Annotated in this window: 24 protein-coding genes; 9 read left to right on the top strand and 15 right to left on the bottom strand. The window is 60.3% G+C overall.

What is annotated here, in order from left to right; translation table 11 throughout:
- Positions 1 to 9: 9 nt before the first annotated feature.
- The 4 genes from ACYZTU_RS13990 (at position 10) to ACYZTU_RS13975 (ending at position 3,702) form a co-directional block, all read left to right on the top strand.
- Positions 10 to 1,812 (top strand): HAMP domain-containing protein, encoded by a 1,803-nt coding sequence (locus ACYZTU_RS13990; protein ID WP_461963555.1) that lies wholly within the window; start codon positions 10 to 12, stop codon positions 1,810 to 1,812.
- Positions 1,809 to 2,456: a two-component system response regulator NarL gene (gene narL, locus ACYZTU_RS13985; protein WP_461963553.1), complete on the top strand. Its 648-nt coding sequence runs from the start codon at positions 1,809 to 1,811 to the stop codon at positions 2,454 to 2,456. The genes ACYZTU_RS13990 and narL overlap by 4 nt, the downstream gene beginning before the upstream one ends.
- Positions 2,457 to 2,542: 86 nt before the next feature.
- A complete protein-coding gene (locus tag ACYZTU_RS13980; RefSeq protein ID WP_449643741.1) occupies positions 2,543 to 3,217 on the top strand; it encodes a Crp/Fnr family transcriptional regulator in 675 nt (224 codons plus the stop codon).
- Positions 3,218 to 3,291: 74 nt separating this feature from the next.
- Positions 3,292 to 3,702, top strand: a complete 411-nt coding sequence (locus ACYZTU_RS13975; protein WP_461963551.1) for a putative zinc-binding protein — start codon at positions 3,292 to 3,294, stop codon at positions 3,700 to 3,702.
- 122 nt (positions 3,703 to 3,824) lie between these two features.
- Here the strand turns inward: ACYZTU_RS13975 and ubiT are convergent, their stop codons facing one another.
- The 7 genes from ubiT to norR form a co-directional block, all read right to left on the bottom strand.
- Entirely contained in the window at positions 3,825 to 4,295 is a 471-nt protein-coding gene (gene ubiT, locus ACYZTU_RS13970; protein ID WP_461963549.1) for a ubiquinone anaerobic biosynthesis accessory factor UbiT, read from the bottom strand.
- Positions 4,289 to 5,179, bottom strand: a complete 891-nt coding sequence (locus ACYZTU_RS13965) for a U32 family peptidase (RefSeq protein ID WP_461963548.1) — start codon at positions 5,177 to 5,179, stop codon at positions 4,289 to 4,291. The genes ubiT and ACYZTU_RS13965 overlap by 7 nt, the downstream gene beginning before the upstream one ends.
- Before the next feature lie 10 nt (positions 5,180 to 5,189).
- Positions 5,190 to 6,185, bottom strand: coding sequence for a ubiquinone anaerobic biosynthesis protein UbiU (gene ubiU, locus ACYZTU_RS13960; protein WP_461963545.1), 996 nt, complete (start codon positions 6,183 to 6,185; stop codon positions 5,190 to 5,192).
- Positions 6,186 to 6,307: 122 nt separating this feature from the next.
- On the bottom strand, positions 6,308 to 7,543 hold the full coding sequence (locus tag ACYZTU_RS13955; protein ID WP_461963543.1) for a molybdopterin molybdotransferase MoeA: 1,236 nt from the start codon (positions 7,541 to 7,543) through the stop codon (positions 6,308 to 6,310).
- Entirely contained in the window at positions 7,540 to 8,094 is a 555-nt protein-coding gene (gene moaB, locus ACYZTU_RS13950) for a molybdenum cofactor biosynthesis protein B (protein WP_461963541.1), read from the bottom strand. The genes ACYZTU_RS13955 and moaB overlap by 4 nt, the downstream gene beginning before the upstream one ends.
- A gap of 100 nt (positions 8,095 to 8,194) precedes the next feature.
- On the bottom strand, positions 8,195 to 8,842 hold the full coding sequence (gene pdxH, locus ACYZTU_RS13945) for a pyridoxamine 5'-phosphate oxidase (RefSeq protein WP_461963539.1): 648 nt from the start codon (positions 8,840 to 8,842) through the stop codon (positions 8,195 to 8,197).
- An 87-nt stretch (positions 8,843 to 8,929) separates the two neighbouring features.
- Positions 8,930 to 10,459 carry a nitric oxide reductase transcriptional regulator NorR gene (gene norR, locus ACYZTU_RS13940; RefSeq protein WP_461970931.1) on the bottom strand — a complete coding sequence of 510 codons (1,530 nt, stop codon included), beginning with the start codon at positions 10,457 to 10,459 and terminating at the stop codon, positions 8,930 to 8,932.
- Positions 10,460 to 10,613: 154 nt separating this feature from the next.
- Between norR and ytfE the strand changes: the two genes are divergently transcribed.
- Positions 10,614 to 11,288, top strand: coding sequence for an iron-sulfur cluster repair protein YtfE (gene ytfE / locus ACYZTU_RS13935; protein WP_461970929.1), 675 nt, complete (start codon positions 10,614 to 10,616; stop codon positions 11,286 to 11,288).
- Positions 11,289 to 11,363: 75 nt separating this feature from the next.
- Here ytfE and ACYZTU_RS13930 read toward each other — a convergent pair whose 3' ends face one another.
- A complete protein-coding gene (locus tag ACYZTU_RS13930; RefSeq protein WP_461970927.1) occupies positions 11,364 to 11,801 on the bottom strand; it encodes a CopD family copper resistance protein in 438 nt (145 codons plus the stop codon).
- A 28-nt stretch (positions 11,802 to 11,829) separates the two neighbouring features.
- Positions 11,830 to 13,020, bottom strand: a complete 1,191-nt coding sequence (locus tag ACYZTU_RS13925; RefSeq protein WP_461970926.1) for an NnrS family protein — start codon at positions 13,018 to 13,020, stop codon at positions 11,830 to 11,832.
- 482 nt (positions 13,021 to 13,502) lie between these two features.
- Between ACYZTU_RS13925 and ACYZTU_RS13920 the strand changes: the two genes are divergently transcribed.
- Both ACYZTU_RS13920 and ACYZTU_RS13915 read left to right on the top strand, forming a co-directional pair.
- Positions 13,503 to 14,186: a Crp/Fnr family transcriptional regulator gene (locus ACYZTU_RS13920; RefSeq protein ID WP_283184266.1), complete on the top strand. Its 684-nt coding sequence runs from the start codon at positions 13,503 to 13,505 to the stop codon at positions 14,184 to 14,186.
- Complete coding sequence (locus ACYZTU_RS13915) at positions 14,183 to 14,383, top strand: protein DnrP (RefSeq protein ID WP_461970924.1); 201 nt, start codon at positions 14,183 to 14,185, stop codon at positions 14,381 to 14,383. Before ACYZTU_RS13920 ends, ACYZTU_RS13915 begins: the two co-directional genes overlap by 4 nt.
- Before the next feature lie 23 nt (positions 14,384 to 14,406).
- Here the strand turns inward: ACYZTU_RS13915 and ACYZTU_RS13910 are convergent, their stop codons facing one another.
- The 6 genes from ACYZTU_RS13910 to ACYZTU_RS13885 all read right to left on the bottom strand — a co-directional run bounded on the left by ACYZTU_RS13910 (position 14,407) and on the right by ACYZTU_RS13885 (position 20,124).
- The gene (locus ACYZTU_RS13910) at positions 14,407 to 16,254 is read right to left on the bottom strand and encodes a nitric oxide reductase activation protein NorD (RefSeq protein WP_461970922.1); all 1,848 of its coding nucleotides are present in this window, start codon (positions 16,252 to 16,254) and stop codon (positions 14,407 to 14,409) included.
- A gap of 77 nt (positions 16,255 to 16,331) precedes the next feature.
- Positions 16,332 to 17,762, bottom strand: coding sequence for a cbb3-type cytochrome c oxidase subunit I (locus tag ACYZTU_RS13905; protein ID WP_282381564.1), 1,431 nt, complete (start codon positions 17,760 to 17,762; stop codon positions 16,332 to 16,334).
- A gap of 3 nt (positions 17,763 to 17,765) precedes the next feature.
- On the bottom strand, positions 17,766 to 18,206 hold the full coding sequence (locus ACYZTU_RS13900) for a c-type cytochrome (RefSeq protein ID WP_008156283.1): 441 nt from the start codon (positions 18,204 to 18,206) through the stop codon (positions 17,766 to 17,768).
- A gap of 275 nt (positions 18,207 to 18,481) precedes the next feature.
- Positions 18,482 to 18,739 (bottom strand): cytochrome C oxidase subunit IV family protein, encoded by a 258-nt coding sequence (locus ACYZTU_RS13895; RefSeq protein ID WP_461970920.1) that lies wholly within the window; start codon positions 18,737 to 18,739, stop codon positions 18,482 to 18,484.
- A gap of 10 nt (positions 18,740 to 18,749) precedes the next feature.
- Positions 18,750 to 19,337: a cytochrome c oxidase subunit 3 family protein gene (locus ACYZTU_RS13890; RefSeq protein ID WP_461970918.1), complete on the bottom strand. Its 588-nt coding sequence runs from the start codon at positions 19,335 to 19,337 to the stop codon at positions 18,750 to 18,752.
- On the bottom strand, positions 19,321 to 20,124 hold the full coding sequence (locus tag ACYZTU_RS13885; RefSeq protein ID WP_461970916.1) for an AAA family ATPase: 804 nt from the start codon (positions 20,122 to 20,124) through the stop codon (positions 19,321 to 19,323). Before ACYZTU_RS13885 ends, ACYZTU_RS13890 begins: the two co-directional genes overlap by 17 nt.
- A 199-nt stretch (positions 20,125 to 20,323) precedes the next feature.
- Here ACYZTU_RS13885 and ACYZTU_RS13880 point away from each other — a divergent pair, with 199 nt between their 5' ends.
- Entirely contained in the window at positions 20,324 to 22,015 is a 1,692-nt protein-coding gene (locus tag ACYZTU_RS13880) for a cytochrome D1 domain-containing protein (RefSeq protein WP_461970914.1), read from the top strand.
- 24 nt (positions 22,016 to 22,039) lie between these two features.
- Positions 22,040 to 22,354, top strand: a complete 315-nt coding sequence (locus tag ACYZTU_RS13875) for a c-type cytochrome (RefSeq protein WP_282383221.1) — start codon at positions 22,040 to 22,042, stop codon at positions 22,352 to 22,354.
- Positions 22,355 to 22,358 lie beyond the last annotated feature (4 nt).

Below are 22,358 nucleotides of genomic sequence, written 5' to 3'. Positions count from 1 at the left end.
TCAGCACCGATGATGCGCTGGTTGCGCAGCTCCCTGCCCGCTCGCGCCGGGCTGGCGGTGATCCTGATCGCCGTGCTTGCCCTCGCCAGTTCATTGAGCGCCGGACTGATCGCCTGGTTCAGCCAAGGTGATGCCGCTGCCATCAACACCGCAGGCTCGGTGCGCATGGAAACCTACCACCTGAGCTGGAAACTGGCGGCGGGCGCAACAACCTCTGACATCGCCGCCATCACCGACAGCCTGCAAACCCGTCTCAACAGCCAGTCACTCAAGGCGGTGCTGGAAGATGGCCCGACCACCGCGCTGCAAATCAGCTACGGGCAGATCCAGCGACAATGGAACGAGGATTTGCGCCCGGCACTGGAGCGCGGCGATGCCGCCTATTTTCAGGTTCAGGCCCTGCACTTCGTTGAACAACTGAACCAGTTCGTCAACCTGTTGCAGCGCGAAAGCGAACAAAAGCAGGGCTGGCAACAGGCGATCCAGGGCCTGGCCCTGTTTACCACCATAATTATTCTGCTGATCGGGCTGTACGAGTTGCAGTACGGTGTCGTCACGCCCTTGAAAGAGTTGGTGGACGCAACCCAGCGTTTTCGTCGCGGCGATTTCAAGGTGCGGGTCAACCATCAGTCCCAGGACGAGCTGGGCCAGTTGGCCACAAGCTTCAACGCCATGGCCGAGACCATCGAAGACTCGCACCGCACGCTTGAGAGTCAGGTCCAGCAAAAAACCCTGAACCTGCAACAAGCCAATGCCGCCCTCGAGTTGCTGTACCAAAGCAGTCGAAGCCTGGCCACACGCCTGGCCAATGCCGAAGGGCTGGATGAATTGATTCGACGCTTCCAGCAACGCCTGCCCGGCTTGCGCCTGTCGCTGTGCCTGCAAGGACAATTGCAGGCACCGGCCCAGCAGTTGCTCGCCCTCCACGGCGCGAACATCCGGGAAGTTTGCGCCAGCAGCGACTGCGCCACGTGCCAGAAGCACCATAAAGCCAGTCCACAAACGTTCAGCATCAGCAACCAGGGCAGTGAACTGGGTGAGCTAAAGGCGCATTTTGTCGACGGACACCCGACACAAGCCTGGGAAACCCAGCTGATTCAGGCCCTGGCCAACCTGATTGGCACCTCGCTCTCGCTCAAGCGTCAACGGGAGCAGGACCATCGTCTGCTGTTGCTCGACGAACGCACGATCATTGCCCGCGAGTTGCACGACTCACTGGCCCAGGCCCTGTCCTACATGAAGCTGCAAGTCAGCCGCCTGCAAACCCTGATGCGCCGTGGTGAACCGGTCGAGACCCTGGAAAACGTCACCGCCGAATTGCGCGAGGGGCTGAACAATGCCTATCGCCAGTTACGCGAGTTGCTGACCACCTTTCGCTTGCAGATTCACGACGCGGGACTGGTGCAGGAACTCAAGGACACCGCCGAGGAGTTCTCCCGTCGCGGGGAATTCCAGGTGCACCTGCACGTCGACGCGCTGGCCTTTCAGTTATCGGCCAGCGAGCAAATCCACATTTTGCAGATCACCCGCGAGGCGCTCTCCAATTGCCTGCGCCACGCCCACGCACAAAACGCCTGGCTCGAACTGCGTCAGGACGGTGAAACCGTCAGGCTCATCGTCGAAGACGATGGGCGCGGGTTCAGCGGCAACGTCGACCAACGCGAACATCATGGCTTGAACATCATGGATGAGCGGGCCCGCAGCTTGCGCGGCCAGCTGCAGATATTTTCCAGGGAGCCGCAAGGCACCCGCGTCCAACTGGAATTCCAACCGGAGTTTCTCGGGCAGCAAACAGAAGGTAGCGTCACATGAACCCGTCCCCGCAACACACCATCCTGTTGGTCGACGACCATCCGATGATGCGTCACGGCATCCGCCAGATGCTCGAACTCGAAGATGATTTTCTGATCGTCGGCGAAGCCGGTAACGGTGAAGAAGCACTCAGTCTGATCGAGCCGCTTAAACCGGATCTGGTGTTGCTCGATAACAACATGCCGCAGATGAATGGCATTGAAACCCTGCGCCAATTACGGGCGATGCACTACACCGGCAAGGTGCTGCTGTTCACAGTCTCGGACGCTGAAGACGATATTCGCGACGCACTGCGTCTGGATGCCGACGGCTATCTGCTCAAGGACATGGAACCCGAACTGTTGATTCAGTACATCCGCAATGCCTTGAACGGCGAATTGGTGATCAGCCCGGGCCTAACTCAAGTCATGGCCCAGGCACTGCGCTCACCGCAGCGCCAGACCGTGGTGGAACTGACCGAGCGTGAACGTCAGGTGCTGAAAACCATCGCCAGCGGCTTCAGCAACAAAGTCATCGGGCACAAGCTGGGCATCACCGAAGGGACGGTCAAGGTTCACGTCAAAAACCTGCTGCACAAACTCGGTTTGCGCTCGCGGGTAGAGGCGGCGGTGTGGGCCATGGAGCATCTGCGCAATGCGGGCTGACGGGCATCCCTCCTTGGAGGTAGGCCGGCAGAGGCATAGGTCATCCGGCCGGCGCTCTCTACTATGAGCGTCAGCGGAGGTACGCCATGCTGACCCACCCTTCCATCGTTTTAACGTTGCGTCGTCACCATCTGTTCAGCCAACTGCCGGAGAAAATCTTCGAGGAAGTCTGCAGCCTGGCGATGCTCAAGCGCCTGAGTTGTCACGGCACACTCATGCATCAAGGGGACCCGGCCAAGCGCTTTTTCCTGCTGGTCAGCGGTCAGATCAAGTTGTACCGGCTCACGGGCGAAGGTCAGGAGAACCTGGTGGAGATCATTCAGCCCGGCCAGACTTTTGCCGAAGCCCTGCTGTTCAGCCAGGCCCGTCTCTACCCGGTGAGCGCCACGGCGCTGAAGGACAGCGTACTGGTGAGTATCGAGGGCACCCATTACCGCAATGCACTCGAGGACCAGCCGAAGGTTTGCCTGGCCATTCTGGCGAGCATGAGCGTTCACCTGCACCTGCGTCTGCGCGACATCGACACCTTGACCATGGCCAGTGCAAGCCGTCGGGTGATCAATTTTCTGTTCCAGGAACGCAACCCGATCAGCGGTTTGATTGTCTTGCAGGTGTCCAAACGCTTGGTCGCCTCGAAGCTGGGTATTCAGCCGGAAACCTTCTCGCGGATTTTGCACCGTCTGGTGGACAGCGGCCTGATCGCCATGGAACGACGCAACATCAGCATCCTCGCCGAAGAAGATCTCGCGGCATTCCAATAGACGCAATTGACCGAAGTCAATGCGCATTGCCAGCGGCCTTGCACACTGAAGAAGTCCATCCATGGAGAGTGCTCATGCCCCGTTCAACCTTGCCTCTGGTTTACTCCTGCTCAGGCTGCTCCAACGTCGCTCAACTGGCCAATAGCCTGGCCGTGCGACTGGATCGCAGCGGACTGGCCGAGATGTCCTGCATCGTCGGCGTCGGCGGGCATGTGGCGGCGCTGGTCAACAAGGTGCGTTCGGGACGACGGATCTATGCGCTGGACGGCTGCCCGCTGGAATGCGTCGAAAACTGCCTGAAGCAACATAGCCTGCACGCGGATGTGCACTTGATTCTTAGCCATTACGGGCTGCGCAAACGCAATGGCGAGGACTGCACGCAGGCGCAGGGTGATGAGTTGTTTGAAGAGATCAAGAAGTTGATTTCGAGTGATGCTCGGCAGCATGAAAGCTCGCAAATTGGAGCCTCTGAAAGTATGGCTTGAGGGCAATGAAAATCTAATGTGGGAGCGAGCTTGCTCGCGATAGCGACAGCACATTCAACATTGATGTCGACTGCTCCACCGCTATCGCGAGCAAGCTCGCTCCCACAGTTGATCTGTGTTGGTCATCTTGCCGCTAAGCCCTTCCCTGCCCGCTCCAGATTGCGCCACAGCCAGACCGGCAACACGTCGGGATCAAGGCTGTCGATCAGGTTCTTCAGCGCCAGCCCCAGTTCGGTGTCGCCCTCGATCACCAGGCGCCTGCGAAAGAACAGCGTGTCCGGGTCTTCCTGACGGCTGGCCAGCAATAAAAACTCTCGCCAGTTACCGCTGATGGTCACATCCGCCGGGGCGTGCTCGGCAATCCGCAAACCCTCACGACTGAGCGTCAGGTACCAAGACAAGCCGAGATCCGGGATCCGCAGGCACAGCCAGCGCCCGCGTAACACTTCAAATTCGCCATCGCGCAACGGCTCGGCGAGGCAGCGATTGAGCGCCTGCTGCAACGCCAGGCGCTGCACCGCAAAGGGCACCCGGCGCACCAGCGGCAGTAACCGGTCGGCGCCTTTCAGCAGCCACTTTTTTCGGTTCAACACAGGCCGACCTCCTCGACGCGCAACATGCCGGCCTGGCCATGCCAGTAGCCATTGCAACCGTCGACGAACAGCGGCGGTGTCTCGCCCAGACGAACCCGTTGATAGGCGGCAATGACCTCGGCCATGCCCTGAGCACGGGGACTTAAACGCAACAGATCGGAGCCACAGGCAACCAACCCGGCGTAATCCGCCAGCAGATTGGTCACCTCGGCCGACATCGTTTGAATACCGTTGATGGTGAACAACGCCTGCCCTTCCTGACTGGTCAACGGCAGGCCGTCGGGGTAGTTGATGCAGCAAAACTGGCAGTCGTCCTTGGGCTTGTTTTCCGCACGGGCGGTGAAGCAGCGAGCGGAATAGGCCAAGGGCAAATGCCCATAAGCAAAGATTTCAACTTCCGGAACCTCACGACCCAGTTCTCGCACCTGCTCGAGCACATCGCCAATCAGCGCCGCCGAACATTCCACGGGCGGCACCCATCGGGTCATCCCGCAGTCCAACAGCTGCGCCAGCGTATGACCGTTGTACAAATTAAGCGCCGGCCCCCCCACGAAAGGCAACTTGCGCTCGGCCATAAACTGCACCGCGCCCATGTCGTTGGCTTCCACCAGCAACTGGCCGTTGTCGCAGAGCCGACGCAGGCTGGAGAGTTCGGACGCTGCTTCGATCAGCGTCAGGCTGGAGAGCACCAACTGCGCCTGGCTGCATTCCTGTAACTCGCGCCCCAGCCCCAGCCATTGATCCAGTGAAAAGGACCGGCGTTTCGAACACACGGTTTCCCCCAGATAAATCACGTCCAGGGGCAAGGCCGACATCTCGGCGTAAAAGTGACTGAGTTGTTCTTTGTCCCAATAAAACAGGACCGGTCCAAGGCTGAGCTTCATGTCGCCTCCCTCATTGCCATGATCGATGATAAGCACCCAGGGTGGTCTGGCTGCCTTCGGACAAACCGGCCAGCACCCGACGCCATTCATCCTTGACCCGAAAACTGCCCGGCGAGCCACGGTGGGCATCCAGTGCCGCGCGCCAGACACGGGTGACTTGTTCGACATAGGCCGGGCTGCGTTGGCGACCCTCGATTTTTACCGCTTCAACGCCGATGGCCGTCAATTCCGGCAGCAAGTCCAGCGTGTCGAGGCTGGTGGGTTCTTCCAGCGCATGAAAGCGTTTGCCGCCGACCAGGAAGCGGCCTTTGCACAGGGTTGGGTAACCGGCGGGTTCGTCAGGGGTGTAGCGGTCGATCAGCACTTCACTGAGCCGTGCGCTCAAGCCTTCGGCGTCGTCACTCCAACGCACCGCTTTGGCTGGCGAACACACACCGCACAGGTTCGGCGACTCGCCGGTGATGTAGGAAGACAGATGGCAACGCCCTTCAGCCATGATGCACAAGCTGCCGAAGCCGAAGACTTCGATGGGCACCGGGCTGCTCGCGGCGACCTGGCGCACTTGCGCCAACGACAACACCCGTGGCAACACCGCACGACGAATCCCGTAACGCTGCGCATAAAACTCCAGCGCCGCTGCATGGGTCGCCGAGCCCTGGACCGACAGGTGCAACGCGAGTTGCGGATGCCGCTGGCTGGCGTAGTTCAATACCCCTGGATCGGCGGCAATCAGCGCATCCACGCCGAAATCGGCGGCCCGATCGACCGCGCGCTGCCAGCGTTCCCAGCCCTTGGGTTGTGGGTACGTGTTGACCGCGACGTAGAGTTTGCGTTGATGCTGGCGGATGTGGGCGACCGCGGCGTCGAACTGTTTGTCGTCCATGTTCAGCCCGGCGAAATGCCGGGCATTGGTGTCATCGCGAAAACCGACATAGACGGCATCGGCGCCTTCGCGCACCGCCGCTTTTAGCGCAGGCAGGTTCCCTGCCGGGCAGACCAGTTGCATGGATAATCCTCATGGAAAAACGCGTCTCGACCCTCAATCGATGCCTGTGTCGCAGTCATCGAAAAAGGCGCTGCCAGTCTAGCGAGACCGGCAGGCACAGCCTTGACGGCAATCAATTGCGATCAATGCATCAGGTCGGCGAAGGACAGGAACATGACCTTGTCGTGCTTGAGCACTTGCTGCTCGCACTCGATCACCGCCAGCCCGTCAGCCCAGCACGCCGCAGTCAGCATGGCGGAGCTTTGCTGAGGGTGCAGCTCCACGCTCAATTGGCCGTCAGCGCCAGGCGTCAGCCGTGCCCGCAGGTACTGCCGGCGCTTGTTGCGCTGCAGCCAGTCGAATCCGGCGGGCACGGCCAATGGCACCGGCAATACGTCGCTGACGCCCTGGGCCCTGAGCAGGAACGGACGCACCACCACCAATGCGGTAATCAGCGCTGCTGAAGGATTGCCCGGCATGCCGATCCAGGGTTTGCCGGCCACTTCGCCAAAGGCCAACGGTTTACCCGGCTGAATGGCCAGTCGCCAGAAGTCCAGACTGCCCAGTTCCTCGATGGCCTGTTTGAGGTGATCTTCCTCACCCACCGAGACGCCACCGGAACTCAACAGCAGGTCGCATTCCGAAGACGCCAGGTTCAAGGCATGTCGGCTGGCCGCCAACTCATCGGTCATGACGCCATAGTCATGCACCTCCACGCCCCAACCGCGCAATAACGCAGCGAGGCAGTAACGATTGCTGTTGTAAATCTGCCCGGGCGCCAACGGATCGCCCGGTTCACGCAGTTCATTGCCGCTGCTGAGCAAGCACACTTGCAACGGTCTATAGACCTCTACCCGCGCAATGCCCGCGCCGGCCAGCAACCCCACTTCCTGCGCGCGCAGCCGCTTGCCGGCCTTAAGCAATAGATCGCCTCGACGAACTTCCTCACCCTCCTTGCGCACGTGATCGCCAGCGTTTACGGGCGGCAACCAAACACGCTCGGCCTCGATTCGGCAACGCTCTTGCGGCACCACCGTGTCGGCACCCGGTGGTAATGGCGCACCGGTAAAGATTTGCACCACTTGATGCGCGAGCAAGGGTGAGCACGCAGGATCTCCTGCCGCAATCCGTCCGCCAATCGACAAACAACCACCTTCCGGTGGCAGGTCAGCGGCCCTGAGGGCATAACCGTCCATGGCGCTGTTGTCCCAGGCCGGCAGGTTGACCGGGGAATGAATGTCCGCCGCCAGAACTCGCCCCAAGGCTTGATCCAGTCCGATCATTTGCGCCAGGGGGGGCGGCGTAGCCTGCTCCAGCAGACGGCTGATGGCCTCGTCCACGGGCATCAAGTGGCCGAGGTCGCACACCCGCCCGGTCATGAGCGTGACTCGCAGGCTTCGATGACCCGTTGTGCTTGCGGTTTCAAATGTGGGGCGAAATTGCACGGGCCGGTGCGACTGTCCAGTTGTTCGAGCAGGATCTGGTTCCAGGCGGTTCGACACGCTCCCGGCGAACCCGGCACGCAGCACACCAGCACGCCGTTGCTCATCCCGGCCAATGCCCGGGATTGCAGACTGGACATGCCGATTTCCGCCAGGGACACCTGACGGAACAGTTCGCCGAAGCCTTCCACGTGTTTGTCCAGCAATGGCAGGACCGCTTGTGGTGTGTTGTCGCGTGCGGTGAACCCGGTGCCGCCGGTCATCAACACCACTTGCACTTTGGGGTCGGCAATCCAGTGGGAGACCTTCGCGCGAATCTGGTAAATGTCGTCCTTGACCAGATCACGATCGATCAACACATGCCCGGCCGTTTGCAGCAAATCCGTCAGGGTCTGCCCCGAGGTGTCGGTGTCAAAGGTGCGCGTATCGCTGATGGTCAGCACGGCAATGTTCAGGGGTTCAAACGTGCGTTGCGCCAGATGGGCCATATCCGAGCCTTCCCGTAGATGAGGGTATGGCCCAAAGCCTGAACCGGAATGGCGAGCGAGCCTATTCCTCCAAGGAGGTACCTCGTCGGGGCAATATCCCTCAAGGCGCCAGGCGATTGTGCTGCCATACGCCGTCACACAACCGGTAATCGAGACGGTCATGCAAGCGGTCGGCACGGCCCTGCCAGAACTCCAAACGATCGGGCTGCAGGCAATAACCGCCCCAATGTTCGGGCCGCGGCACGGTCTTGCCGGCGAAGCGTTGGGTGGTTTCCCTCAACAGCGATCCAAGCGCGGCCCGATTGGCCAACGGCTGGCTCTGCGGTGAAGCCCAAGCGCCCAGACGACTGTCCAACGAACGGGAATCGAAATACGCATCCGACAGCGTCGGGTCGAGCCTGGACACCCGGCCTTCAATACGCACCTGACGCTCCAGCCCCGGCCAGAAAAAGGTCATGGCGGCATTCGGGTTAGCAGCCAGTTGCTGGCCCTTGTCACTCTGGTAATTGCCGAAAAAGGTAAAGCCGTCATCGCTCAAGCCCTTGAGCAGCAGGACCCGACAGTGCGGGCGCCCTTCACTGTCGACCGTCGCCAACACCATGCTGTTGGCTTCGGCAGGCGGGCACTCGAGGTCGCGGGCCAGTTGCAGCCATTGCCGGAACATCGCCAGCGGGTCGTCCAGCGCAGATTCGTCCTGCAGGCCAAGAAGGGTGTAGTTGCGGCGCATTTGTGCCAGGGAAAGGGGCATGACGGTAATCTCCGGAAGGTTCTGCACAGTGTGCAAGGCACTGCGCAACACCACCTTGACCACCATCAACACTGAGCATGCCCACCTTTATTTGAGACGCAGACGCCGAGCCAGTTTGTGCAGGTTACTGGGATCGATTTCCAGAATCCGCGCGGCGCTGGCCCAGTTTTCCCCGGACAGGCTCAAGGCCTGAAGAATTTTCTTGCGCTGGTAATCGTCAACCGCTTCGCCCAAGGGCTGGAACGGCGTATCAGCCGTATCGTCCAGAGGACTTTCGACGACCGCGCCCTGCCCGCCCATGGCACTGTCGAGGTCCAGAATCTCGGGTTCCAGCGTCATGATCAGGGTGCGACTCGTGCCACGACTGAGCTGCTTCAACGCGGCTCGACTGATCACATGTTCCAGTTCCCGCACATTGCCCGGCCAGCTATAAGTCAGCAGCGCTCGCTCGGCCGCTGGCGACAGACGCAAACCACGCAGGCCAAGCCTCGCCCGATTGAGCTCAAGGAAATGCCCGGCCAGCATCAACACATCGTTGCCCCGCTCGCGCAGGGGCGGAATCGGCACCGGATACACCGAGAGCCGGTGATACAGATCGGCCCGAAACAAGCCGTCGCGGATGCTGTCCGGCAGGTGCCGGTTGGTCGCTGCGATGATGCGCACATCGACATGCAACGGCTTGTCGGCACCGAGGCGCTGGATCTCGCCGTTCTGCAGGGTGCGCAGCAGTTTCGCTTGCACGGCCAATGGCAATTCACCGACCTCATCGAGAAACAGCGTGCCACCGTTGGCGGCATCGAAACGTCCGGCACGGTCACTGGTGGCGCCGGAAAAGGCGCCTTTGACATGGCCGAACAATTCACTCTCTGCCAGAGACTCCGGCAAGGCTGCGCAATTGACCTGAATCAGCGGCTTGTGGCTGCGACGTGAAAGGCGATGCAAGCGCCGGGCGAACAGCTCTTTGCCGACGCCGGTCTCGCCCAACAGCAACACCGGCAAATCGGAGTCGCCCAGTACATCCAGCTCATTGAGCAACTGATGCAGCACTTCACTCTGCCCCAGGATCTCACCTTCATCGATGGGCATCCGCAGGTCTTGCTGGTCGCTGCGGGACAAGCGCAGGCTGCGGTTTTCCTGCTCGAGCCGGGTCACCCGCACGGCGGCTTCGATCTGCAAGGTGCAGCGCTTGAGTTCTTCCCGCGCACGGCTGTCGAAGGTCCCGGCATGCAACGCATCGAGGGTGATCGCGCCCCAGATCCGACCTTCCACATACAGGCTCACGCCCATGCAGTCATGCACCGGCAGCGGTTCGCCGACGTGGTTATCGAGCAAGCCGTCATAGGGATCCGGCAAGCGACTGTCGGGCTCGAACCAAGTGGGTTCGCGCGACGCCATGATCGCTGCCAGCCGCGGATGCTGAGCGATGACGAACCGGCGCCCCAACGCTTCATGCACCAGCCCCACCGTCGCGACCGGCCTGAGGCTATCGTCATCCAGGCGCAGCAATCCCACGGCGCCACTGTTGAAGTACTCGCGCAGGGTCTGGACCAGTCGTTGCAACCGCACAGCATTGGGCAACTCGACGATCAGGTCGGCCGCCAGGCTTTCACGCAGCATGGTAGTTATTACCCTCTATGGTTGGATTCACCCTAAAGCGTCAGGGTGACTATCACCACAACTAAAAATTTATCGATATTTTTCAAAACGTTAAAGATGGCATGCCGGATGCAATAAGCCTGGGGAACCGTTGAAATCCAAACAAGGAACCCTGATGAGCCTGACCCTACTGGAACGAAGTCTTGGCCAACTGGCCTGCGACATTCCCGGCGCCACCCGGATTTTTCACACCTTCAAACTGGACTTCTGTTGTGGCGGGCATAAAAGCCTGCGTGAAGCGGCGCTCGGCAAAGCGCTCGATCCGGTCCTGATTGCCGATGCGCTGCACAGGCTGCAAGACACTGGCGAAACCCAACACGACTGGCGCAACGAACCTTCGGAGCTGTTGATCGCTCACCTTCTGGCGCGCTACCACGCCCGCCACCGCGAGCAGCTGCCGGAACTGATCCGCCTGGCCCGTCGTGTCGAGCAGGTCCATGGTGCGCGCAGCAACTGCCCCAATGGCCTGGCCGATCTTCTGACGGACATTCAGCAAGAACTCGAAGGCCACATGCTCAAGGAAGAACAAGTGCTCTTCCCGATGCTGCAACAGGGCATCGGCCCTCAGGCCGCACCGCCGATCCAGGTGCTGCGTTTTGAACATGATCAACATGGTGAAGCGCTGGAGAGGCTGCTCGCACTGACCCACAACATCACCCTGCCTGCCGATGCCTGTAACACCTGGCGTGCCCTTTATCGTGGGCTGCTGGAGTTTCGAGATGACCTGATGCAACACATCCATCTGGAAAACAACGTGTTGTTCATTAACGCCCTGAACCCTCGCCATTGATTGATTGCCGGTCACACCCAACCCGCGCCAGCCAACCGGTTGACGCGGGTTTTGTCTGTCAGGGGCGGCGTGCGATCAACCGTGCCAATAGAACATGGCCTTGGCCAGGATCACGATCAGTACCATGTGCCCGAGTATGCTGCGGCGAATCCAGCTGGCACGGGGCGCGGTCAGTCGGGCGCTTTTCAGCCAGTACGCCAGCAAGAAGTAGTGGCCAATGATGCTCAGCGCCAGGACGATCTTCAGGCTCAGTAACGTGCCAAAGCTGCTGGCCAGCGGCTGACTCAATACGCCACGGTGCTGCCACGCCAGGCTGATGCCGGCGCCATACAACAGCAACACCACGCCATGCAGCACCTTGCGCGAACGCACTGCGATTGCCTGATCCGCCGTCGTTTGCGCGGTAGCCGCCAACGGCTGACGGGCGTGATGCCAGATCACCACCTCGAAAAACAGCGTGCCGATGAAGGCAATCGCCGCCAGTAAGTGGGTGACCAGTAAAAAGGGATACATCACCGGCAGCCTCCATCAGTTCGCTTGCTTATCCCGGATGACCGTCGACGCGGGCCTGCAGCAGCATCGGCCCATAGCGCCAAGCGTACAGCGCAAACGCCAGTGTCCAGCACAGACCGGCCAGCCACAACGCAGGCAAGGGAAAGAACAGGATTAACACGACCCGGCTCAAGCACGCCAGATTGAGCAGAATGAACGCCAGGGTGATGCCCGACGGCGGCTCCAGCGCTCGGCCGGTATGCCCCAGGCTAACCCGCGCGATCATCGCCAGCACCAAGCCGCCCATCGCACCGATCGTCAGGCAATGCACCGCCAGACTCGGGTTCATCGGCACGCCGAAATGCCACAGCGCCATCCCGAGACAGGCCACCGCCAACCAGCCATAAGCCAAGTACAACGACCACAGCAACGGCACGCGCCAGAGTGCGCGATCATGCCAGCGAACCAGACGCACCAAATGCGCTGCGGCCAACACGGCGAACAACAGGCCCACCCAGAGAGTGGGCTCAAGCGCTGGTCCGGCGGCATATAACAAGGCCACGAGGGGTGAACCAATCAGCAGCAGCCAATCCAGCCAGGGCCAAGGGGCAACGCCCTCGACCTTGCCGAGGCCGCGCTGGATGAAGAACGGAATGACTCGCCCGCCGATCAACCCCATCATCGCCGCCACCAGCCAGAGGCCGGTCAACACGCCTTGACGCTGCCAGCCTTCATGACCTTCGACCAGGCCGTACAGGGACAATCCGTCGGCCGCCGCTAACAACAGCAGCACAACCGCTATCGGGTAGTTACGTTTCTGCCGCACCTTCCACAAGGTGAAACCCATCAGCGCGGCCACCGCCAGCGGAAACGCCAATTCCAGCACCGCAAGCACCGGCCACGGTGCATTGACCAACCAGGCCACACGCGCCAACAACCACAGCAACGCCAGCGCGGCCAGCGGTTGCCCGCTGATGCCGGGGCGACCGGTCCAGGTTTGCACGGCCGTCAGCAGAAAGCCCGCGATGATCGCCAGCCCGAACCCGAACAACAATTCATGTCGATGCCAGCCCAGCCAGCCACCGGCCGGCTGCCAACCGGAAAGCGCACCACTGAAGGCGGCCAGCCAAAGCGGAATGGCCAGCACGGCCAAGAGGCAGCCCGCGAGGAAGAACGGCCGAAAGGCCAGACGTAACAGCGGCGCGATTGCCATCGCTTTACGGCGGTCAAGCACTTGCATAAAGCCACTCCTTTACCTTGCTGCTGACCTGGCGCTAACCCGCAAGCGCCGAGGTAAGTCCGGGGGCAATCATCGGGTATCAGCGATCAATTGCCTTTGTCGCAGATCAAGTGTGCAAGGGGCGTGCCCCGCTGCCGCTCAGTGCCGGGGCAGGCTTTCCTTCCCCACAGGAGCCATCTATTCAGGGTACAAATGACCATTTAATGGTCATTTGTACCCTAACGCTCATGGTCTTTTTTACCCTTCTGTTTGACAACCCCACTAAACAAGGACTTCCAGGCATGGCCCGCGTTTTGCTCAAGCTACGGGAATCAAAGAAACCTTGATCCCTCTCGATCCTCAGGAGTCGTCATGAAAAAAGTCATCCAGCCACTGGCCTGGTTTGTGGTGCTGACCTCGGTCCTGGCGTTGGCCAGCGGCGTCTCTCTAGGCCTTGTTTGACTTGATAGTCGCCCCCTCCTCAACCTTCAGGATGAATTCTTATGGTGCTTCATCGCGTCCATCACCAGATTCTGCGCAGTCATCATTTGTTCGAGCCGTTAAACGAAGAACAGCTGGATGAATTGATGAGTACCAGCCACTTGCTGAGCATCGACAAAGGCGAGCCGTTGTTCCGCCAGGGTGAGCCGGCAGACTCGTTCTATTTCGTGATTGCCGGCGCGGTGAAAATCTATCGACTGACACCGGATGGGCAGGAGAAAGTGTTTGAGGTGATCAGCGATCGGCAAACCTTCGCCGAGGCGATGATGCTGATGGACACCCCGAACTATGTGGCCTCGGCCGAGGCGATCTGCCCCACTCAGCTCTACCGGTTATCCAACAACACCTACATGCGCCTCCTGCAGAGCAATAGCCGGCTGACTTTTGCGCTGCTCGGCAAGCTCTGCGTTCGCCTGCATCAACGGGTCAACGAAATCGAAACCCTGTCACTGAAAAACGCCACCCACCGGGTCGTGCGTTATCTGCTGACGCAGCTGGTGCGCCAGCAAACCGTTGACAGCCAATTCGAACTGCCAATGGCCAAGCAACTGATTGCCGGGCATCTGTCGATCCAGCCGGAAACCTTTTCGCGGATCATCCGTCGCCTGATCGATGAAAACATCATCACGCAGGACGGTCGTCAGATTGCCATTCTCGATCGTCTGCGCCTGGAACAGTTCGAGTGAGTGCCATGCCCGTCTGTTTGTATTGCCAACACGCCAACCCCTCACAGGAAACCGAGTGCCGCCAATGCGGCATGCCCCTGCCGGCATTGGCCGCGCACGCGGCGCAGCGTCGACTGCGCCGATTCATGGGGTTCTGCATCGGTTTGACACTCTTCTGCGTGACGATGTTTTTCTGGCTGCCACGCAGCATCAGTTGATGCTGCGTTTCTCAGTTCCTGGCTCAAGGCTGGGTCAACTGGCGATACAACTGCGGCAAGCGCAGGGGTAATTGCTCGGGCTGGCGGATCAAGGTGTAGCCATTGGCGCCGAACATGTACGGCAGGTAATCCCCGGCTTCGCGATCAATCGTGATACAGAACGGCGTCAACCCCTGACGCCGCGCCTCCAGCACCGCCTCGCGGGTATCTTCAACACCGTAGCGTCCCTCATACAGATCCAGATCATTCGGTTTGCCATCCGTCAGCAGCAGCAACAGTTTGCTGCGTCGTTTGCTCTTGCCCAACAGTTGGGTGGCCTGGCGAATGGCGGCGCCCATGCGTGTGTAATAACCCGGTTTGAGCCCTTGAACGCGACCTCGGGTGTTGTCGTCATAACGTTGCGTGAACGACTTGAGTTCCTGCATGCGCACTTGCTGACGACGCAGCGAGGAAAACCCGTACAGGGCGAAATCATCGCCCAGCACCGACAGGGTTTCGCCGAACAGCAGCAAGCTGTCGCGAATCACATCAATCACCCGGTGCTCATCGTTCAAGTGGGCGTCGGTGGACATCGACACGTCGGCCAGCAACAGGCACGCCAGGTCGCGGCGTGTCTGCCGTTGTTCCATGAACAAACCTCGTTCGGCACATTGGCCATGCTCACGTTCAACGTGAAAATCCAGCCAGGCCTGCATGTCCAGTTCAGACCCTTGAGGTTGCTGGCGTAACCATTGACGGTCATTGCGCAAATGCTCGAACTGGCGGCGCAGACGGTGCGCCGATGCCTTCAGCCGTGGCGGCAGTGGCTGCGCCTCACAATCGCGGGGCACCATCATTTGCAGATTGACGAAGGCGTCCTGCATCTGCTGCTTGCGATAGTCCCACTCCGGCAACTTGATGCCCTCGCCCAGGGGAATATCGTCGACATCGGCGGGCGGCAAATCCAGGTGCAGCTTGAGACCGCCGCCCTTGCGCAGACGGGTGCGCGACAGCGTCAATTCGTCCAGGTCGTCGGCGACCCTGGCGGCGTCCGGGTCTTCGCTGTCGTCCGACCAGCGATCAAGATCGACGTGTTCGCTCCAACTGAAGAGGTTTTCCAGACGCACTACCAGCAGCCCTCCTTTGCTGGTGCTTTCATCGATCCGCGTGGCGCGCTTGCGTCCGCTTTTCTGTTCGCCGGGAGGGGTGGCCAGATGATCTTCCGAGTCTTGCGATTCTTCGAGATCCCCCGCCTGGGGGCTTGCGAGGTGCAGCGGCGGATACAACCACAGCGGCAGCGGCCAGGCCGCCCGTTCGCTGCGGGGAAAATGTTCGACACTGCCGGGATCGCACAGTGCCTGGCGCAACGCCCGCTCCAGCGCCGCTTCGCCGCCCTTCAACGAGGCGGGATCCGGGCGCAATTGCAGATGAGCATCGACCAGCCGTTCGTAGCGCGAACGCAACGCCGGGTAACGTTGCAAAAGGATTTGTGTCCAGCGTTGATTATCTCGCCCCCAGTGGCGCATCTGCCCGGCCTGGGCCGCCAGCAGCGCGAGCCAGCGATACAGCTCTTGATTCAACGCAGCATCCGGGTACACCGCGAGGCTCGACGGCAGGCGAAGGTTATTCTCGTCACACCACGCCAACGGCACTTGTTTGCAGGTGCCGGCGATCTGCTGCAGCACGTTGCGCCGCAGCAACAGATCGCGGTCGCTGGCGGCTTCGACACCGATGCCACTGGCGCCGCCCATGGCGCGAAATAACAGCGCCAGCGGTCGCTGCTGGTTGATCAGTTCGACGCGGGCCTCGGGAAAGTCCGGGCTGGCGCGACGGGTGATGAAGCGATGCCAGACACTGCCAACCCACTCTTCCAGTTCGACGGTAAAGGCCATGGTTTTTCCCCTCTGAAAACCAATGTGAGACGGCCCGCTGTACCAGCCGGGCCGTCCTCCTCCGGGATGTTATTGACTCACGAACGAACAGCGGAGGCGGCAGTCGCAGTGATCCCCACTGGCACCCGTCGCTTGAAGCTGAACAGGTAGCAGAGCAGCCCTGCGAAGAAACCGAGACCGGCGCCCAGACGAGCCCAGAACAGCACTTGCAAATGATCGACAGTGGCCATGAACGGTAACGCGACGCCATCCACCGGCCAGCGTTGCAGGTAGATCTGCACGACACCGGCAGCGGTGAGTAACAGCGTGATCATCACCATCGACAGAGTCATCAGCCAGAAACCCCAGATCTCGAGTTGCTGCGAACGCTCGTCCGCTGCCTCGCCGAGCCCGCGCAGTTTCGGCATGGCGTAGCTGATCAAGGTCATCACGATCATCGCGTAAGCACCGTAGAAGGCCAGGTGACCGTGCGCCGCCGTCAGTTGCGAACCATGGGTGTAGAAGTTGACCGGAGCCAGGGTGTGCAGGAAACCCCAGACGCCGGCGCCGAAGAAGGCAGTTACCGTGGTGCCCTTGGCCCACAGCGTGGCCGCGCGGTTCGGGTGGTCCCTGCGGCGGTTCTTGACCATGCTGAAGGCGAATATCACCATCGCCAGGAAGGGTAGCGGCTCGAGTGCCGAGAAGATCGAACCGACCCACAACCAGACCTCAGGCGCACCGATCCAGAAGAAGTGGTGACCGGTACCGATGATCCCCGTTATCAGCGCCATGGCGATGATCACGTAGAGCCATTTTTCCACGACCTCCCGGTCTACACCGGTGATCTTGATCAGCACAAAGGCCAGCATCGACCCCATGATCAGTTCCCACACGCCTTCTACCCAAAGATGCACCACCCACCACCAGTAGAATTTGTCGCGGGCGAGGTTGCCGGGGTTGTAGAAGGAGAACAGGAAGAACACCGCAAGCCCGATCAACCCGGTCATCATCACCATGCTGACGGTGGTCTTGCGCCCTTTGAGCAGGGTCATGCCGATGTTGTAGAGGAAGCCCAGGCAGACCACCACAATGCCCATCTTGGAAATGGTCGGCTGTTCGAGGAACTCTCGACCCATGGTCGGCAGCAGCTCGTTGTGGGTCAGCTTCGCCAGGCCGGCATACGGCACCAGCAGATAACCGAGAATCGTCAGCACACCCGCGGCGGCGAACACCCAGAACAGGATGATCGCCAGCTTCGGACTGTGCAATTCGCGGTCGGCCTCTTCCGGAATCAGGTAGTAGGCAGCCCCCATGAAGCCGAACAATATCCAGACGATCAGCAGGTTGGTGTGCACCATCCGCGCCACGTTGAAGGGGATGATCGGGAAGAGAAAGTCTCCGATCACGTATTGCAGGCCCATGATCAAACCGAACAGTATCTGACCGAGAAACAGGATCAGGGCAAACACGAAGTACGGTTTGGCCACGGCTTGCGAGGCGAATTTCAGATGCGGATTAGCAATGCTCATCGCTTAGCCCTCCTTGTTTGGCGGCCAGCCATTGGTGTTGATTTTCGAGCTCCATTTGAGGAACTCGGCGATGTCATCCACCTCCTGGTCACTCAATTTAAACTGAGGCATCGCGCGCCTGCCCGGCACGCCCAGTGGCTGCATTTTCATCCAGGCATGCAGGAAGGGTTTGAAGCCCGCCTCCCCGCCGCGCCGCTGGAACACGTTGCCCAGCTCAGGCGCGAAGTAGGCGCCCTCACCCAACAACGTGTGGCAGCCGATGCAGTTGTTTTGCTCCCAGACCAACTTGCCCCGCTCCACTGATTCGGTTAACAGCGCTTCATTGCTGCGCTCTGGAAAGGTCTGTTCCGTGTGATAGGTCAAAGCCAGGAATATCAGGAAGAAGAAGATGCTTCCCCCAAAGTAAATATTCCTGGCCATGCCTTTGGTGAAGGTGTCTGACATGGTCGCTTCCTCTTTGCTAGGCGTGTCCATGATAGGAAGCGAAGGGTTGAAACCTGCTTGATGGCGATCAAGAAAGCCAGATGGTTATGGTCGGGTATAGATCGTATGGCTGACGAAGATCCAATGTGGGAGCGAGCTTGCTCCGGGCGGCGTTCCGACGATAGCGGTCTGACAGTCAACGAAGATGTTGAATGTTATGGCCCCATCGTCGGATCGCCGCCCGGACCAAGCTCGCTCCCACATTGGAGTTACGGTGTTTTACAGACTGTATTCCTTCAGCGGAACGACACCAATGTCAGCCCCACCACGGCCGCCAACACCAGCGCCCAGCTCAACATCAAGCTGCGCCACAGGCGCGGTGCGTGGCGCATCTCCATGAAGCCGTCGGTGATCAGCCACGCCTTGCCGACCGCCACCAGCAAGATGGCAATTGACAGCAACCACGTCGCCCCGGCCTGCGCCAGCACCACGGTGCAGACGCTTAACGTCGCGAGCGCGGCCCAACAGACGAGCAAAAACCTGGAAACAGACATGAGAACCTCGTCAACTCAGCACATAGACCCGCGGGAAAAGCATGACCCAGATCAGATCGACCATGTGCCAATAGAGCACGCCGGATTCAAATCCACTGCGCGTGTTGGCGTCGTACAGGCCACGGCGACAGCGTTCGGCCAGCCATCCGAGAATGACCATGCCGAGCAAGACGTGGAGAAAATGAAACCCGGTAAGGATCCAGTAGAGGGTGAAAAACGTGTTGTGCTCCATGCCCAGTCCCGAGGCCAGCAAGTGCCGGTATTCCGTAAGCTTCAGCACCACGTAGACACTGGCGGCGAGCAAGGCCATGAGCAGGAAGACGGCGCCGCGCCGGGACCGTGAGCGCCTGACGTGCTCCTGCGCCAGCGCGGCGAACAGCCCCGCGGTGAGCAGGCTCAGGGTCATCACCAACCCGGTTGAGGTATTCAGCAATAGACGGCTTTCACTGAACATCTGCGGCTTGAGTGCCTGGGTTACGGCAAACGTCAGGATCAGGATGGCGAACACCGACAGCTCGGCCAGAATGAAAAACCACATCGCCAGATCGCCCGGCAAGTGGCGACGCGAGAGGCCCGTGGACTCAGCCGAAGTGGACATCAACCACGTCCATCAGCGCGGCAACGGTCAGCGGATCATCGCTCAGCGGCTCGGCCAGACAAGCCATGCAGGCCTCACGCGGGTTCATGCCGGAGCGAATCATACGCGCCGTGAAAATCAGCAGTCGCGTTGAGGCGACCTCCTCCAGATCATGTTGATCGAGCCGCCGCAGCGCCTGGCCCAGCCGGACCACTTGCGCCGCCAGCGCGTTGTCCACCTGAGCCTCCCGGGCAACGATGCGTTCCTCATCGGCCACTGGCGGATAGCCGAAGCGCATCGCCACGAAGCGTTGTCGGGTGCTGGGCTTCATACCTTTAAGCAGGTTCTGGTAGCCGGGGTTGTAAGACACCACGAGCATGAATGACGGCGGCGCGTTCAGCACTTCGCCGGTGCGCTCCAGGAACAACTCGCGACGGTCATCGGCCAGGGGATGCAGCACCACCACAGTGTCCTGGCGTGCCTCGACCACTTCGTCGAGGTAACAGATGCCGCCTTCACGCACCGCGCGGGTCAGCGGTCCGTCCTGCCACCAGGTGCCTTGGGCACCGATCAGATGGCGACCGATCAGGTCGGCCGCGCTCAAATCATCGTGGCAAGCCACGGTGTACAGCGGCAGTTTCAGCCGATGGGCCATGTGCTGGACAAAACGGGTTTTGCCACATCCCGTAGGGCCTTTGATCAGCACCGGCATGCCGTGTCGCCAGGCTTGCTCGAACAGCGCCTCCTCATTATTGAGCGGTTGGTAGAAGGGTTCGACCTTGTGTTCGCAAGACTGGATACGGTCCATGGGCTGCCTGTTCCAAACGCGGATTCAAGCAACACGCTACGGGCCCCTGCGACAACCTGGCAAGTGACATGACCGGCAAACTTGATCGTCGTCAAGCGAGCATTGGCCTGCTCGGGCATAGCCTTGCACGGCACTAAGAACCTGCGTTCTGCGCTGCCGTTTCAGCACATCGCAAAGGTCTTGCCTGAGGAGAAATGGAATGCTGATCAGCAATAGAAAAACGTTTGCTCTGACCCTTACCACGCTGTGTTCGGCACTGGCCCTGGCGGTGAGTCATGCCGCCAGCGCCGAGGAGCCCGCCGCTGCTGCGGCCTCCCCGCCCATGGTCAAAACCGCTGGTGCTCCCGACATGAGCCAGGGCGAGTTCGACTCATCAAAGGAAATCTACTTCCAGCGCTGCGCAGGCTGCCATGGCGTTCTGCGCAAAGGCGCCACCGGCAAACCGCTGACACCGGACATTACCCAGAACCGCGGACAACCGTTTCTGGAGGCCTTGATTACCTACGGGTCGCCGGCGGGCATGCCGAATTGGGGGACGTCCAATGCACTGACCAAGGACCAGATAACGTCAATGGCCAAGTTCATTCAGCACGCGCCGCCAACGCCGCCGGAATGGGGCATGGCCGAGACGCTGAAGACCTGGAAAGTGTTGGTCAAACCCGAGGATCGTCCGAAGAAGCAGCTGAGCAAACTTAACCTGCCGAACCTGTTTTCGGTGACGCTGCGCGATGACGGCAAGATCGCCCTGATCGACGGTGACAGCAAGAAGATCGTCAAACTCATCGAGACCGGTTACGCGGTGCACATCTCGCGCATATCAGCTTCGGGTCGCTACCTGCTGGTGATTGGTCGAGACGCCCGGATCGACATGATCGACCTGTGGCCAGTCGAGCCGACCAAGGTCGCCGAAGTCAAAGTGGGCATCGAGGCGCGTTCGGTCGAGACCTCCAAGTTCAAGGGCTACGAAGACAAATACACCATCGCCGGTTCTTATTGGCCGCCGCAATTCACCATCATGGATGGTGAAACCCTGGAGCCCAAGCAGATCGTTTCGACCCGCGGCATGACCGTCGACAAACAGGAATATCACCCGGAACCCCGGGTCGCGGCGATCATCGCCTCCCACGAATGGCCGGAGTTCATCGTCAACGTCAAAGAAACCGGCAAGGTCATGTTGGTCAATTACCAGGACATCAAAAACCTCACCGTCACCTACATCGATGCCGCGCCCTTTCTGCATGACGGTGGTTGGGACAGCACGCACCGCTACTTCATGACCGCCGCCAACAACTCCAACAAGGTCGCCGTGATCGACTCCAAGGAGCGCAAATTGACCGCGCTGGTGGACGTCGGCAAAACCCCGCACCCGGGCCGCGGCGCCAACTTCAACCACCCGACGTACGGACCGGTTTGGGCCACCAGCCACCTGGGTGATGACGGCATCTCGTTGATCGGCACCGACCCGACCAAACACCCGCAATACGCCTGGAAACAGGTCGCCTCACTCAAGGGCCAGGGCGGCGGTTCGCTGTTCATCAAAACCCACCCAAAATCCCGTCACCTGTACGTCGACACCACCCTCAACCCTGACACCAAGCTGAGTCAGTCGGTGGCGGTGTTCAACCTCGACAAGCTCGACGCCGGCTACACCGTGCTGCCCATCGCTGAATACGCGGGCATCAAGCAAGGCGCCATGCGTGTCGTGCAACCGGAATACAACAAGGCCGGCGATGAAGTCTGGTTCTCCGTCTGGAGCGGCCAGGCAGACGAGTCGGCGCTGGTGGTGATCGACGACAAAACACTGAAGCTCAAGTCAGTCATCAAGGACAAACGACTGATCACACCCACCGGGAAGTTCAACGTCTACAACACCCAACACGACATCTATTGAGCTCCATCAATGCAAGGAACCACCATGAAAAATACTCTGTTTTCACTGTTCGCCCTGACCGCTGCGCTGAGCGTGCAGCCGGCCATGGCCGAGGACGGGCTGGCGTTGTTCAAGAGCAAACCCTGCGCCGCCTGCCATTCCATCGACGCCAAGGTCGTCGGCCCTGCACTCAAGGATGTCGCGGCCAAGAACGCTGGCGTACCCGGGGCCGTGGACACCCTGGCTGGCCGCATCAAGAACGGCACACAAGGTAATTGGGGGCCGATGCCAATGCCGGCCAACCCGGTAACGGATGAAGAAGCAAAAATTCTCGCGACCTGGGTCCTGACACTCAAATAACCGC

The organism is Pseudomonas sp. HLT2-19-2 (genome assembly GCF_054898005.1).
The sequence above is the reverse complement of the archived record's forward strand: the minus strand, read 5'-3'. Positions and strand labels throughout refer to the sequence as shown.

Excerpts from the sequence above, each read along its gene's own strand:
- ACYZTU_RS13920 (WP_283184266.1), top strand. The coding sequence starts at position 13,503 with ATGGTGCTTCATCGCGTCCATCACCAGATTCTGCGCAGTCATCATTTG.
- ubiU (WP_461963545.1), bottom strand. The coding sequence starts at position 6,185 with ATGCAACTGGTCTGCCCGGCAGGGAACCTGCCTGCGCTAAAAGCGGCG.
- ACYZTU_RS13965 (WP_461963548.1), bottom strand. The coding sequence starts at position 5,179 with ATGAAGCTCAGCCTTGGACCGGTCCTGTTTTATTGGGACAAAGAACAA.
- pdxH (WP_461963539.1), bottom strand. The coding sequence starts at position 8,842 with ATGCCCCTTTCCCTGGCACAAATGCGCCGCAACTACACCCTTCTTGGC.
- moaB (WP_461963541.1), bottom strand. The coding sequence starts at position 8,094 with ATGGCCCATCTGGCGCAACGCACGTTTGAACCCCTGAACATTGCCGTG.
- ACYZTU_RS13925 (WP_461970926.1), bottom strand. The coding sequence starts at position 13,020 with ATGCAAGTGCTTGACCGCCGTAAAGCGATGGCAATCGCGCCGCTGTTA.
- ACYZTU_RS13885 (WP_461970916.1), bottom strand. The coding sequence starts at position 20,124 with ATGGACCGTATCCAGTCTTGCGAACACAAGGTCGAACCCTTCTACCAA.
- ACYZTU_RS13930 (WP_461970927.1), bottom strand. The coding sequence starts at position 11,801 with ATGTATCCCTTTTTACTGGTCACCCACTTACTGGCGGCGATTGCCTTC.
- ACYZTU_RS13875 (WP_282383221.1), top strand. The coding sequence starts at position 22,040 with ATGAAAAATACTCTGTTTTCACTGTTCGCCCTGACCGCTGCGCTGAGC.
- ACYZTU_RS13895 (WP_461970920.1), bottom strand. The coding sequence starts at position 18,739 with ATGTCTGTTTCCAGGTTTTTGCTCGTCTGTTGGGCCGCGCTCGCGACG.
- ACYZTU_RS13975 (WP_461963551.1), top strand. The coding sequence starts at position 3,292 with ATGCCCCGTTCAACCTTGCCTCTGGTTTACTCCTGCTCAGGCTGCTCC.
- norR (WP_461970931.1), bottom strand. The coding sequence starts at position 10,459 with ATGCTGCGTGAAAGCCTGGCGGCCGACCTGATCGTCGAGTTGCCCAAT.
- ACYZTU_RS13910 (WP_461970922.1), bottom strand. The coding sequence starts at position 16,254 with ATGGCCTTTACCGTCGAACTGGAAGAGTGGGTTGGCAGTGTCTGGCAT.
- ACYZTU_RS13900 (WP_008156283.1), bottom strand. The coding sequence starts at position 18,206 with ATGTCAGACACCTTCACCAAAGGCATGGCCAGGAATATTTACTTTGGG.
- ACYZTU_RS13880 (WP_461970914.1), top strand. The coding sequence starts at position 20,324 with ATGCTGATCAGCAATAGAAAAACGTTTGCTCTGACCCTTACCACGCTG.
- ACYZTU_RS13955 (WP_461963543.1), bottom strand. The coding sequence starts at position 7,543 with ATGACCGGGCGGGTGTGCGACCTCGGCCACTTGATGCCCGTGGACGAG.
- ACYZTU_RS13990 (WP_461963555.1), top strand. The coding sequence starts at position 10 with ATGATGCGCTGGTTGCGCAGCTCCCTGCCCGCTCGCGCCGGGCTGGCG.
- ACYZTU_RS13980 (WP_449643741.1), top strand. The coding sequence starts at position 2,543 with ATGCTGACCCACCCTTCCATCGTTTTAACGTTGCGTCGTCACCATCTG.
- ACYZTU_RS13905 (WP_282381564.1), bottom strand. The coding sequence starts at position 17,762 with ATGAGCATTGCTAATCCGCATCTGAAATTCGCCTCGCAAGCCGTGGCC.
- ACYZTU_RS13890 (WP_461970918.1), bottom strand. The coding sequence starts at position 19,337 with ATGTCCACTTCGGCTGAGTCCACGGGCCTCTCGCGTCGCCACTTGCCG.
- ytfE (WP_461970929.1), top strand. The coding sequence starts at position 10,614 with ATGAGCCTGACCCTACTGGAACGAAGTCTTGGCCAACTGGCCTGCGAC.
- narL (WP_461963553.1), top strand. The coding sequence starts at position 1,809 with ATGAACCCGTCCCCGCAACACACCATCCTGTTGGTCGACGACCATCCG.